This window comes from Dysgonomonas reticulitermitis, from assembly GCF_054601275.1.
On sequence record NZ_BAAHWU010000067.1, the window covers coordinates 1 to 13,405 of the forward strand.

The following is a 13,405-nucleotide window of genomic DNA, read 5'->3' on the forward strand; positions in this document are numbered from 1 at the left end:
GTCCGAAAAGGTATGTACCTGTAAGAGTAGTAAGTAGAAGGTAGTAAGTAGTGATTTATTGCTTCTTAATATTCAAAACTTCTCTCTGAACGTGCTACACTCTGAATAATGTTGTTTATTTTAAAAAAATAAGCCCTTAGCTTATAGCCTATAGCCCTTAGCTTAAAAGCTAACCGCTAGCAGCTAGGAGCTAACCGCTGAAACACAAGAGAAACCAGGAAGCTGCCAGTCAGTTTCAGGTGGAAACAAGAAGCCAGTCCTATAGCTCAGTTGGTTAGAGCGCTACACTGATAATGTAGAGGTCGGCAGTTCAACTCTGCCTGGGACTACCATAGAAGAAAAAAGAAAAAAGAAAGTTTCCGGCATTACTCGAAAAAATAAGACAAAAGGTCTGTAAATCAAATGATTTGCAGACCTTTTTTTATTACAATAATTGAATATTAAATTACTCTCCGGACTATAAAAGACATAATCCGACATTAGTTCGTTAGAAATATCGTGGACATTTTTCCTTATCTGAGAATGGTCACGAATATTAACATAAGTGATTGAATTTTAACGTCATATAATGACGGATGTTGTCTGTTATTGTCAATTGGTTCTCGTAACTAAAAATGTTCCATTTATCCTACATAAAAGATGATCTTCCGGATATTTTCATTATTTGAAAAATCGGCAAAGATGGAATACTATCTAATGGATCAGGATATGGAATATTCGTCTTTTAAACTGTATGACTATTTTTTAAAATTAGGTTTTCAACAGGAAGAAAAGCACCGTGATTATTTCTATATCCGTCCTTCACTTATAAATGACAGGCTCGATAAAATCGATTTAAATTTCTTTTTCGATGAAGAATATTACAAAGAAATAAATATCAAGCATAATAATTGATTTTTACTGCTTGCTTATTGACTCTTTACTTTTTTTCTTTTCTTTACCTTGAATTATAAACAACAAATACATAAGTGTATATCGTATTCTGAATGTGAAGTATATTAACATTTTAGTCACTATTACTGTTAGATATATTTAACACAGTTTGATTATTTGCCTACCATATTAGTCCTTTCTACACGTTTCGATATTTTCTAGATTTGCGTGGATCTAAAAAATATAAGTTATGAGCAGTACAGTCAGGATATTATTTCTCGCCCGCAGAACCAAACTTAATAAAGACGGTTTATCGACAATAACTATAAGGGTGACCATAGACGGTAAATCAGTTGAGTTCAGTACGAAAATAGTTGTCGATCCAGGCTTATGGAATCCGAAATCAGGCAGGATGGACGGAAAAAGTAAACCGGCGATTGAAATAAATAACTCTTTGAATGCAATGCTTGCACGGCTAAAAATAAAACACAGGGAAATCCTTGACCAAAATGGCTATGTCACAGCGGCAGAACTCCGGGATGTGTTTTTAAATAAAATTGGCCTGCGTTATAAATTATTGGAACTGTTTGAAGAAAAAATCACACAAAAGATGTCCCTGAAGGGTACTACAATAAAAGGAGTTACACTAGACAATTATATAAGGACAAAAAACAGGCTGGAAGAATTTATCAAACTAAAATATAATAAAGAAGATGTAGCCATACAGGCGGTGGATAATGGATTTATTACCGGATTTGAGTCATTTCTCCGGATACAATACAAGAATGATGACAATACAGTAGTCAATAACCTGAGAAGACTTAAGCAAATCACAAACCAGGCATTCAGGAGGCGTTACATGAACTCTGACCCGTTTGATGGTATCAAGCTTTCGTCAAAGCGTGTAAAACGTTATTTTCTCAACAAAAATGAGCTAAAAAGGATTATTTCAGAAGACTTTAAATCTGAAATATTAAGAGAAGTAAGGGATTTATTTGTTTTCTGTTGTTTCACCGGTCTTGGATATGCAGATGTATCTAATCTGGAAGAAGGAGATATCCGGGAAAATGATAAAGGAGAAAAATATCTGTTGGTCACCAGGATTAAAAGCGGGGTTGAAGCTTATATCCCACTGCTGGCTGTTCCCTTGTCGATTCTGGATGAATATAAAGTTAAAAAACAATCCACAGGAGAACTGCTGCCAATCCGCCATTGCCAGAATCTGAATACATACCTGAAGAAAATCGCGGAGATTTGTAATATTAATAAGAAATTAACAACACATTGCGGAAGACATACTCATTCTTCTTTCCAATTGAAAACAAGCAAGTTATAACTCTCTTTTTCTTGACAGGTAACGATTTAGAATACCAGCGAACCCCTACACTTTACCCCATTTTGCACAAATACAAAGAACGACTCTCGAATGTATGGAAAACCGCACAACGCCTTACTTTACGATAAGTCCACAATCCGGTCGCAACCAGCTAACGATGTTTCGCGGTGAGCAATGATCAGGATGGTAATTTGCCTGTGGGTAACCGACAGATTGTTTATAGCATCGGTTATTTCTTGCTCTGTCCGCGAATCGAGCGATGACGTCGCTTCATCGAAGAAAAGAACCTCAGCTTGCTTATAAAGCGCGCGGGCGATACCGATACGTTGGCGCTGGCCGCCTGATAACCGGCAACCGTTTTCTCCTATAGGCGTGTGAATACCTTCGGGCAGGCTACAGACAAACTCGTCGAGGTTCGACTGTCGCAAGGCCTGTTTGAGCCGTTCTTCATTTATAGATTCTTCGCCCAAAGCGATATTTTCAGCCAGTGTGCCGTCTAAAATAAATACATCCTGTGGAACATAGCCTACTATCCGGTGCCATCCGCTTCTATTTTGGCTGTCAAGCTGTACGTCGTCGATACGTATATCGCCTTGCTGCGGCGTATAAAAGCCTAAGAGCAGGTTGAATAGCGTGCTTTTTCCGATACCCGATGCTCCACGTATTCCGATACGTTCACCTTTATGCAGAATGAGGTTGAAATGACGGATAACTGCCTGTTCTCCGGCTTCCGCGTCAGGAAAGGTAAAAGTAACGTCCCGTATTTCTATCTGATGACGAAACGAAATGGGAAGAGATGGGCTAGTTTCGTCTTCCCATTCTTCACCGGGTAAAACATCACCGATTATGTCTATGGTATAAGCATTATTTCTTAGCAAAGTCCATCCGTTGAGTAGATTACGTATCGCAGGCAACATTCTCACCGTAGCCACGGCTATTATACCCAAAGTGAGCTTTAATTCATTTCCGCCTTTACTAAGAAGCGCCGCCACGATCCATCCGCCAATGATATATATTTCCATCATACTTTCGGGCAACCGTTGTATCTTGTCACTATGTTCCCGGTAGTGGGCGATTTCCTTTAATCCCGCTTTGAATCGTTTAAAGAACAGAGGGAAAGCGTGGTTGAGCGTGACTTCGGCATACCCTTTGAAGGTTTCCGTTACCAAACGCCATTGTTTCCAGTGTATTTCATTTTCAGCCTGTCCATACAGCCGCAGTTTTTTGCGTATGACGAAAAAATAAATCCAAAGCCCCGGAAGCAAAGTGGCGGACATCCATAAAGCCGCCTGGTACGAATAGATGAACAAACCTATCCAGATAAAAAAGAGCAGCAACGCTTCGCCGCTTATCGTAAAAAGCTGGGAAACGATATATTGCGAAAAACGATAGCATACGCCGTTAATCCTGTTTGACAGGGAATCGGATGGCGTTTGCTTGACGAATAGCAAGCCTTTCCGGAAATAACTTTTGTATAATTTCTCCGAAAAATGGCAATACAATTGATTAATATAGCGTATATGAACGCCTCCCAGCCATACGTTCACCATATTTTTGAGGACGATAAAAGCAAAGATAGCCAGGCAAAGCAGTAGCAAACTTCCTGCTTCCGGTTCGATAGCCGATGTTATAAGCGGAATTAAGGCTGTTAGTCCTATAAAGTTAAGCAAAGCGCGCAAACAAACCGAAGCGGCTACCAATATCCCTCGCTTCCGGTATTTCACAGGCAGCAGATGGAATATCCGGCGAATATCTTTTAGGCTACCGCTTATTTCTTCCATAATATACTTTGCGGATAACGTAAATGATACAGAGCAGACCGTATGATCATCCGGCGGAAATTCCCATAAATCAACTTATATTTCCACCGGCGCGCCATTAAACGGCGGTATTTAAAGATTATAAGCCGTAAAACAGGCATATCTTTACCGGGCAAAGTTTTAGGAAGCAAACGCTCTTTCCGTAGTCGCGCTTCCAGTTCCGGTTGCCGTTCAAAAGAAGGCGTAATTCCGGGAGGCAGTCCCCATTCGTTTACCGTCACGGCCGTCACAGCATCGGCAAAGGAACGGAACCCTGCATGCCCCAAAGCTTCCTCATACGCCTGCATATCCCACTTCCCGTCGAGGCCGCGAAGTATCATCGCCCAATCACAAAAATACCGCCACACTATATGATCCGTAACATAATGTTGAACCGCGTGAGCCATGAAGAAAAGCGTGGTAAAATCAACAGAAGGAAATAAAGGTTGTCCTGCCTGAGTAAATCCGTGGTCTGTTTCAACGATCTTTTTCAGCCTGACGTTTAAGTCCCTGTTGAGAGCCGAGCCGTCCATATCCATAAAACCGTCATGATTTTCAATCAGAAGCCCTTGCCATGTGAACGAGGAATGTTTATCACTAGATAGATTCTTTTTAGCGCCCCATAACTTGAATAGTTTATCTCCTTGTTCTTTTTCCCCGAACAAATAGATATCTATATCGCCAAACTCGCGACGGGAAGGGATAGGATAGTATTGCGACAGGCCTAACCCTTTCATCACCAGCATGCGGATACCATGTTCGCCGAAACGCCCGGCTAAATCCGTGGCCACACTCCATGCGTGAGCATATTTTTGCTCGATATGCTCAACGGTAGCGGCCCATGCAAGCCGGAGTTTCCTCGGAGGCATCCATGACGAAGGCAACCGAAGCATCCCGTCATAAGCGACAGCTACCACGCCTCCATCCACTGCCAGTTGATAGAGTGTACGCCAATCATCTTCCGTCATGTTATCAAAGATTTCACAAGGGGGTGAACTGCCCATAGCTGCTGCCCGCAGGAGAGCCAGCAGGCTTGTGTCTATATTGTTCATAGTTCAAGCAACCGGACTTCCGATAATTGTATAATCCATTGACGGGCATCCGCGACAGCCTGTCCCGCGTCGATGCCATATTGTTTCACAAGTATGTCCGCCACTTCGTTTTCAGTGAAGTCAATATCTGAAAACGTGTTCCAAAGCCATTCCGCCATCGCGTTGAATGAAATGATTTTTGTCAAATCCATTCCGGTCCGCCCCTGAACGATAACGACACGCTCGCCGCCTATTGTTTTTATCGTATGTCCCTCTTTAATTTTCATATTTGATATTGTTTTTATTTAAATGTTGAATTTCCGCCATAACCACAGCAGATACCGTCTGAAAGGCCGCAAACGCCACCAGCATCGCCAGTATAGCCGGGCGCTTGGACTTCGCGCGGAAACATTTTTTCCGTCGGGACGGATAACTGTCCACACTACGGCGATAATATCCTGTACCGGAACGGTTTCGGTATTTTTGCAAACGCCATCGCCCTGGATAACGAAATATTCGCCTTTACGTCCGATGATCCGGTGAAGCAGGTATCTGCCATGGTAAAAAAAGAGTACAATAACGCCAACCTGCAAATCTTCAGGATGATACGGACTTAATATGACTGCGTCCGTTCCTGCTCTCAGGTAAGGGTTCATGCTGTTGCCGCATCCGCGCATGATTACGCTTTCGCCTTTGGACAGGAAGCCTTTCGCTTCGCTGAATAGCCATTCCTGGGTAATCTCAATCATAAGCTTCCCTCTTCTTTCAAGGTATTGAACACCAATTCAGCCGCGGCCGCGTCGGGCAGGCAATCTAAAGCGTAAACAGGCGTTTGCAACAATATTTCGGAAAGAATGCCGTGTACGTGTCCCGATAAGGCTTTGTCGTAAGCGAACGCAGGTGGAAACGAGGGCAAAACAGCGCCAATCGCTTCCAGGCTGTTTAGCCTTCGGATTTTATTGCAGGGGGCTTGCCGCAGACGCACCAACGCGGCCACAGGCGCATTCCGGTTTTTATAGCAGGGTGTTTTTCCGCTCCATGGCGAACCGTAGACGCGGACATTGTCGCTAACGCTCAGAAACGGGCTATCGTCGTTCAACAGTTCCGTATCCTGAATATGGTTGAGCCAGAGTCGCGTATGCGTACTTTTTCCCGTACCCGACTCGCCGAGGAAAAGAACGGATTTTCCACCGCACATCACAGCCGAAGAATGGATCGCCACCGTTTGACGGTGGACGGCCGCTACGCCGAAAGCGATCCAGACGGCGAAGCGAAGGACATAGCCGGGCGTGACATTATCAAAGTTACTGAAAGCACGGAACACATCGCCATCGGGGTGAATTTTTACCAGCCATGGACAAACATTGCCGGGCGAAGCCATGCGGAAAAGGTACGCGTCTTTATCTCCGGAAAAATCGCATGTGAACTGTTCAAACATAAAGCTATGTTGAGGTTCGGTTGCCCGGTCGGATAACGGGATACCCGTATCGAAACGCAACAAAGGTTTTTCTTTCTGTATATTTTCTTCTGTACGAAAGCAGGAAAAACCCGGAATAATATCCGGGTTTTCCTGATTCGGGAGCGGAGAAACCGCTATAAGACGCCCGGCAATCCGGTATGTATCATGTAACATTCCTGTTATTTATCATTCGCGATGACCAGGAGTTGGACTTTGCGCAAAACCTTTTTCCACTTCCACCTCGATGGTTTCTATCTCCGGGGCCGTATAGGTTGCCGGAGCTTCCACGGCTGTTTGCCGTGCCGATTCGTTTTTTTGTTCCATTTTTGTATGATTTTTTTTTTGTTGATTCTATTTAGTTCACTATCACTTTCCTGCTTACCGTGCCGTTTTCGGTTTCCACCTTCACGATACAGGCGCCGGAACTCACATTATATATAACGCTTTCCTTCGTGTCGCGCGACAATTTGCCGTCCAGGTTGTAAACCCGTACCCGTTTCACCGGCACAGACGATCGCACATACAGCGTATTGCCGGAGGCATATACTATAACTTCACCGTTATCATCGGCTACATCCTTTGGCGCACGGAAAATCACGCTGAAACGCGATGTATTATCCGTAATGCCTGAAGAGAACCTGTATGCTTCACCGCCGGCAAGGCTGAACTCGGTGTTCAGTGAGTTATCTTTCAGGATTGCTTCAAAACCGTTGAAGTCCTGTACGGCTATCGCCGCGATACTGTATTCCCCGCTGTGGTCGGTGGAAAAGCCGAGCGGGATTTCAGTTCCCGCGCTTATAGCGCTAAGCCCGTTGAATATCAATTTTTCATTTTCGGCTACCGTGTAAATCGCCGCGCCCGAACTGAACATTTTCCCGGAATCGTAGCGGTCGAAACCATCTTTCGCGTTTTTGTCCGCGAAAATCACGGCGCGGTCTGTTTTCCTGCCATCCGTTAGTTGCAGGCGGACTAGCGGGCGGGCGCCGCCGATTGTTTGCTCTTTGAGCATATTGGTATTGCCTGCTACGTTATTAACTATCGCGTCCGCGGTAAATTTAAATGTGTCTGTATTGGCGGCGCGCACCCAGAAACCCTGCATCGGTGGAATATACTGCAACATATATTCCAAATTGTCAGGGTCGCTCAATTGGCTTTCGCTGTTGTATGTATAGAACTGATAGGCATCGGTTTTTGTGCGGTACCAGATTGTCGGCTCTACGAGGCTACCGTTTTCTGAACTTACCGCGTCCCAGTCGATATGCGACAGGTACGGGTTGCCCACCAGGTTGAAGCCCTCTTTGGCTACGTCTGTGGTACGGGTAAGGGGAACTTCCACATCTCCGGTATTCGGTATGCCTGTGAACGTGTAAGTCACGTCGCCTTCGCCTGCGTTGGCATGGACAACGTAGCCTTTGCCCGGAACAAGTGTGTCCTCGCCGCCAGCGATATTCACCCAGCCGTCAATTATTTGTTCAGATGCGCTATATTGCTCAGTACGCGGCTCATCGTAGTATTCCACGAAATTAGCGGCGGCAAACGCCTTGTTTACTTTGGCATTAGTCACCGGGCTGCTCAGGTACCAGTTGCGCCCTTTGGCGAGGGTGAGAGCAACAGACTTAATTACAGTCACATCAATTTCATTTCGACTATTTTCACTGCCCCCACCGTAAATGCCTACTTTTTTCCTGTCTCCGGTAACACTTTTTTGGAATACCGTTAATTTGTACTCCCCTCCGGGAGAGCTTATATTCGGTGACATAAAAGTATATGGATGATAAGAATTGTCATTTGGAACAGAGACTAATCTGGTTTCAATAATTTCCACCACATTTCCGCTTAAATCACACAGGGATAATTCAATATCTCCGAAAAAAAGTGCACCATTGTTGTTGTAAAGGCCAAAAGTAATAGATACGCCTGAATTTTGAACAATAGGATTAGGATCGATTACAAAAGCAGGATCATTGTAAACAACCAAGTTACTATTATCCGGTTCTGTTTGGTCTGTAATTGTAATATTTAAAATATCCGTGAAACCGGGTGTTCCGGTGACAATAGTCCACTCTTCACTGTTGTCTGATTGGACGATAGCCCTGAGACGATAATTACCGGCGTCTATCGTAGACGGCACAATACAATTGATAATATAAGAACTATTGTAACCATATCCGGGTAGTAAAGAAAGGTTTTCCTTAACCCCGATAATGGATATAATCCGGTCGTCATTATCAATCAACGCTATTCCTGCCCTCCCGGTAAAATCAAACAATCCGAAGTTGATAACAGGCGCATTAACGGTAAAGGGCTCTCCTTTATCGACTGTCGGTTTAGATAAAACCAGACTTGTTTTCGACCACAAGTGTATTCCACTGGAAGCTACACCGCCTGCATTGGGTTTAATATTGATAATAATTTCTTGCCCCAGATTGTATGTGCCTTCGCCCGCGCCCACGCCATCGGTACCGGGATTCAAAGATGTAGTAACGAAATATCCGTCATACAAGCCACCCCATCCCCAATTGAAATAGTATTCCCCATTATCTTTATATCCGGCGCAAACAAAAGCATGACCACTATTATTACTCCTACCGGAGTAATAGACCGGCCGGCCGTCGTCTAATTCTTTTTTTATTAAGTTTTCCCAATCCGCGTTTGAATAATACTCACGACTTTTGATTTGTACAGAAGGGTCATAACCAAAATAATTAACCAAAGCAATTCCCACATCAAAGCTATACGCGCCGCTTGACGAAGTCGTATAATCCATTTCTACCGAAACGCCGCATTCATACATTAATTTGGCGACAGCATCTTTCTGTAGTTGCGTACTGCTTCCGCTATAAGTATTGGTCATATTATCCCAATCATAGGAAGTGCTGCCGGTAATGGCCGGAATTGACCGTTTATTGGTCATAGTGGTATAGCCCGGAATAGTTACTGTTCTCGTGGTTGGCGTGGTATGGTACTTCATGATCTGCGCCATCGCGGTCGCCACACAACCGGTATAGCTGCCGTTCGGGCAGTAGTTATTATAAGGCGAACCTTGATTCCATTTGGTTTGTACAAGCGGGCCTACCACTACGTCACCTGCTTTTAGCAAAGGTGCGGCGTCATTACTGTATATTTCCCATTGCGCTTTGGTTTCGGAACTTTGTCGCGCGTTGTTTTCTATCGCGGAGGCAATTTCCTTTGACAAAAAATCCATCCAATAGGCAAAGTTAGGCGGAAGGTTGTTTTCATCGTATTTGCCGTTATCGGAATAGCCTAAGACCGGTACGGCCACATCATCGCCCGCGACAATGATAAAGCCTTGGTCGTTGTTTACATTAAACACATAGTAATAGACTTCGTCACTACCGGATTTCCGCAATTGCCCCTGCCGTACGGTTCCGACCGCGGTATGCGTTAGTTGCACCGCGCTCAGGGCATCGAATTTCGGGATTGCCCGTACGTAGTTTCTTGCCACCTTCGCCGCTTGTTCAACACTTATCCTCTCCGCGTAAGAATACATTACGCAAAAAACAAGCATTAAAAACAAAAACACTGCCTTACGTTTCATATTCAGTTTATGTTAATAGTTTATATTAGTTTAATGTTTTGTATGTTTAAGCGTGCTTCAAAAAATTAATTATAATAATAAAATATATAATATTTATAATAAATATTATACAAATTAAGTATATAAAAACCGGCTTCGCTTAAAAAACTCATGTAAATATACAAAAATCTGAAATATTTACAATATTTTATTAAATAAAATTAGGGTAAAATCAAATTTTTTACCGCAAGAGAAGCTTTTTGCCTCTCAAAATCTCAAACTTGCCGTCTGAATATAAAAAAGAAGCTGCCCCTTGCGAGACAGCCTCATTCTATTACAAAAATCATTTAAGATATTTTTCCAAGGCTTTGACCAAAGCATCGCCCCGCAAATTTCGCTCAACAATCTTACCCTGCGGATCCAGCAGGAAGTTAGCAGGAATAGCAGAAATGGCGTATAATACACCGGCTTCATTTTTCCAACCTTGCAAATCGGAAACTTGTGTCCATTCCAATTGATCTTTTTCTACAGCTTGCAGCCATTTTTCGCGATCACCCGGATTATCGAATGACACACCCAGAATAGTGAATCCTTTATCTTTGTATTTATGATAAGCTTGTACCACATTCGGATTCTCTTGGCGACAAGGCCCACACCATGATGCCCAAAAGTCGATCAACAGATATTTACCTCTGAAATCGGAAAGTTTAACCGCTTTGCCGTCCGGATCATTTTGCGTGAAATCAGGCGCGATGGCGCCCACCGATGTTGTCGCCCACTTGTCTATAAGTGTTTGCGTTTCTTGCCCCCGTTTGGAAGCGCGAAGTTTTGCAGAATACAAGTCGAACACTTCTTGTGCTTCTTTAGCATCCGGAAAATAGCCGACTATTGTCCTGTATAGGCCATCCAAAGCATAATAAGCATCGGGGCTTGCTTTAATAAAATCAATAGCGGCTGTTTTTGTCTGCGCTGACAACGCTTTATTCTCCGCTTCTATTTTATCTTTGTTCGCTTGATCTTTCCGTTCCTCATTCGTTAGTTTGCCCCACCAATCATAAAGTTCCGATCGCTTTGCATTGATCGGTTTCGTTATTTCCGACCATTTTTTTGCATCGGCGTTAATAACCGAGCCTGCAATGCTTGCGTTTTTAACAGAATCCGCACTGGTAATGGTGATGATTCCCTGTTCTACATAGAGCGTCAGTCTATCTTTTACATTCCTTGAATACACGGCGCCTGCTTCGTAATTAATCGCGATGATCGCTTTAAAAGGATCTTCGGCTACGCCTTTAAACTCAAATTTGTTGTCTTTTACAGCCACCGAGTCAATTACTTCTCCGGTTGATGGAGACACAAGATATGCCCTAACAGCTTTGAAATTACCTAATTTACCTTTCAGCGTATAGGTATTATCCGCTGCCATCACATTCAGATTACAGCCAATCAGCACTATGATAGCTAATACTTTTACAAAATTTTTTCTTGTCATTTTTATGTCTATTTAAATTATTCAGGTTTTAATACATACGGTTTCAAATCCGGAGTCAGCCCCCATTCCGGGTTCAATGAAATAACCGGATTATCTATCGGCAATGTAAAATATGTATCATTTATAGGAGCGGTATATGTTTTATTGCCTATCTTATGGATTACTTCGGTTTTACTCCATGGTTTACCGCTGTCATAAACGTATCGCTTGATGTCCAGTGCGCGTTGAAATGATTCAAATGGTTGTTCCTTGCGACGTTCCTTGATAATTTCATACAGCACTTCATCTGTGCTCAAAGAGGAACCATTTGCCAAATCGGAAGGTGCGGAATTACTATAACGATACTTGCGCAATGTATTCAAATCGGCTAATGCCGCCGTTTTATTGTTTGTCCGCGCGTATGCTTCCGCCCGCATCAACAGCAAATCAGGATAGGTCAAGCCTTCGTTGTAAAGCAGTTTACTACCTCTGTAATTATAGCGTTGGATACCATCGCCTCCTTTATCAACAGATCCTCCGGCGCCCTCGGCTTTCAATAAAAACAGCTTGAATCTCAAATCCGAACCGGCATCGAATATTGACAAGTAGTCATTTGATGGGTAAAGGCTTGTTCCTGCCGGTGAGATGCGATAAAGAAGATTTTCGCGGTTATTGGGCAGTCTGAAATTGACATCACCGCCTTTGTGACGCAATGACCAATTGACAGCAGAGTCCGCACCTGCCACAACAGCGGCATTTGTTTTGATATATTCAAAATCATTGTAATCATAAATCAATTTGTCAACGTCACCTCCTTGTTGTTGCAAGGCAAGTTTCCACGCGTCATCGGCGAATTTAAGCATTTGAGGCCAATCCCGCTTGTACATATACGTTTGCGCATAAATTGCTAAAGTAGCCACTTTTCCAGCGCGTACCGGAGTACCCACAAAATCAGGAACATCAACAACGGCTTCTTTCAAATCCTGTAAAATAAGATCAAACAACTCACTAACAGTAGATAGCTGCGGATTTGGAGCAAGTGGAGATTCGTTTGTGCGATAAGGAATCACCTTTTTATCATTTGCACCATCCGGGTTATACGCAGGCCCGTAAACCAACCCGCCTTGCAGATAAATCCAGGCTCTTGCCGCCTTTGCCTGTGCAATCACCTCTTTCGCATAATCACTGCCACTTTCCGCGGCCGGAAGATTTTGAATCCCTGCGATTGTATTGTTAAACAAACCGGCAGAGCGATAAATTCCCCAATTCCAAAAATAATGCGTGGTTACCGGGTTTGAATAAGGCACCGCGAAAATATAGGCATGATACCTGTCAATGTTCGGATGCGTGGCATAATACGTATTTTCCGCCTGATATGGGCTTATTGTGATATTATCTCCGAGCAGAGCGTAAAAACAGCCGCGATTGTTGTCAAGAAATTGAAAATCAATTGTATTGACATTGTTTAGAAGATTATCCAATTCCGCGACTTTGGTAGGTATTAGTTTGCCTACCGGTTCCACATCAAGAAAATCGTTACATGAGGCAAATAATATCGCCAAAGTAAGTATAATCCCGTTTTTTATAATATTTGTCTTCATTATGATTATATTTAGAATGAAATTTGCAAACCAATGTAAAATTCCTTAGGTAAAGGCAATTGCGAATAAGCTTGATCGGTGGCTGCACCTGTGCTGCCGGTAGTGTTGAATTCGAAACTTTCAGGGTCAATATCCGTACCTTTCGCCGTTATTGTCAGTAAATTCTTTGCTTGTAACCTGAGTTCCGTATAAGCAACGCTCATTTTTCGCATCTGCTTTGTGGAACAAGAACTTTAGCCCAATGCAAATAGGACAAAGTTTTTGCTATAAAATTAGGAGCAGGATGATTAGCAGAATAAC

12 protein-coding genes and 1 tRNA gene are annotated in these 13,405 nt (G+C 43.2%); 3 read left to right on the forward strand and 10 right to left on the reverse strand.

What is annotated here, in order from left to right:
• The first annotated feature begins 255 nt into the window (after window positions 1-255).
• The 3 genes from ACYPZI_RS14505 (at window position 256) to ACYPZI_RS14515 (ending at window position 2,209) form a co-directional block, all read left to right on the forward strand.
• Window positions 256-332, forward strand: a tRNA-Ile gene (locus ACYPZI_RS14505).
• A gap of 349 nt (window positions 333-681) precedes the next feature.
• The gene (locus tag ACYPZI_RS14510; RefSeq protein ID WP_459602842.1) at window positions 682-894 is read left to right on the forward strand and encodes a hypothetical protein; all 213 of its coding nucleotides are present in this window, start codon (window positions 682-684) and stop codon (window positions 892-894) included.
• Window positions 895-1,123: 229 nt separating this feature from the next.
• Window positions 1,124-2,209 carry a site-specific integrase gene (locus tag ACYPZI_RS14515; RefSeq protein ID WP_459602844.1) on the forward strand — a complete coding sequence of 362 codons (1,086 nt, stop codon included), beginning with the start codon at window positions 1,124-1,126 and terminating at the stop codon, window positions 2,207-2,209.
• A 119-nt stretch (window positions 2,210-2,328) separates the two neighbouring features.
• Here the strand turns inward: ACYPZI_RS14515 and ACYPZI_RS14520 are convergent, their stop codons facing one another.
• The 10 genes from ACYPZI_RS14520 to ACYPZI_RS14565 all read right to left on the reverse strand — a co-directional run bounded on the left by ACYPZI_RS14520 (window position 2,329) and on the right by ACYPZI_RS14565 (window position 13,308).
• Window positions 2,329-3,990 carry an ABC transporter ATP-binding protein gene (locus ACYPZI_RS14520; RefSeq protein ID WP_459602846.1) on the reverse strand — a complete coding sequence of 554 codons (1,662 nt, stop codon included), beginning with the start codon at window positions 3,988-3,990 and terminating at the stop codon, window positions 2,329-2,331.
• The gene (locus tag ACYPZI_RS14525; RefSeq protein WP_459602848.1) at window positions 3,978-5,060 is read right to left on the reverse strand and encodes a nucleotidyltransferase family protein; all 1,083 of its coding nucleotides are present in this window, start codon (window positions 5,058-5,060) and stop codon (window positions 3,978-3,980) included. The genes ACYPZI_RS14520 and ACYPZI_RS14525 overlap by 13 nt, the downstream gene beginning before the upstream one ends.
• Window positions 5,057-5,326 carry a PqqD family peptide modification chaperone gene (locus ACYPZI_RS14530; RefSeq protein WP_459602850.1) on the reverse strand — a complete coding sequence of 90 codons (270 nt, stop codon included), beginning with the start codon at window positions 5,324-5,326 and terminating at the stop codon, window positions 5,057-5,059. Before ACYPZI_RS14530 ends, ACYPZI_RS14525 begins: the two co-directional genes overlap by 4 nt.
• Window positions 5,327-5,344: 18 nt before the next feature.
• Window positions 5,345-5,788 (reverse strand): S26 family signal peptidase, encoded by a 444-nt coding sequence (locus tag ACYPZI_RS14535; RefSeq protein WP_459602852.1) that lies wholly within the window; start codon window positions 5,786-5,788, stop codon window positions 5,345-5,347.
• Window positions 5,785-6,672, reverse strand: coding sequence for a hypothetical protein (locus tag ACYPZI_RS14540; protein ID WP_459602854.1), 888 nt, complete (start codon window positions 6,670-6,672; stop codon window positions 5,785-5,787). The genes ACYPZI_RS14535 and ACYPZI_RS14540 overlap by 4 nt, the downstream gene beginning before the upstream one ends.
• Window positions 6,673-6,684: 12 nt before the next feature.
• Window positions 6,685-6,822, reverse strand: a complete 138-nt coding sequence (locus ACYPZI_RS14545) for a hypothetical protein (RefSeq protein WP_459602856.1) — start codon at window positions 6,820-6,822, stop codon at window positions 6,685-6,687.
• Between the two features lie 31 nt (window positions 6,823-6,853).
• Window positions 6,854-10,057 (reverse strand): thiol protease/hemagglutinin PrtT, encoded by a 3,204-nt coding sequence (locus ACYPZI_RS14550; RefSeq protein WP_459602858.1) that lies wholly within the window; start codon window positions 10,055-10,057, stop codon window positions 6,854-6,856.
• A gap of 322 nt (window positions 10,058-10,379) precedes the next feature.
• Window positions 10,380-11,525, reverse strand: a complete 1,146-nt coding sequence (locus tag ACYPZI_RS14555; RefSeq protein ID WP_459602860.1) for a redoxin domain-containing protein — start codon at window positions 11,523-11,525, stop codon at window positions 10,380-10,382.
• A 17-nt stretch (window positions 11,526-11,542) separates the two neighbouring features.
• Window positions 11,543-13,105 carry a RagB/SusD family nutrient uptake outer membrane protein gene (locus ACYPZI_RS14560; RefSeq protein WP_459602862.1) on the reverse strand — a complete coding sequence of 521 codons (1,563 nt, stop codon included), beginning with the start codon at window positions 13,103-13,105 and terminating at the stop codon, window positions 11,543-11,545.
• Between the two features lie 11 nt (window positions 13,106-13,116).
• Window positions 13,117-13,308: a hypothetical protein gene (locus ACYPZI_RS14565; RefSeq protein WP_459602864.1), complete on the reverse strand. Its 192-nt coding sequence runs from the start codon at window positions 13,306-13,308 to the stop codon at window positions 13,117-13,119.
• Window positions 13,309-13,405 lie beyond the last annotated feature (97 nt).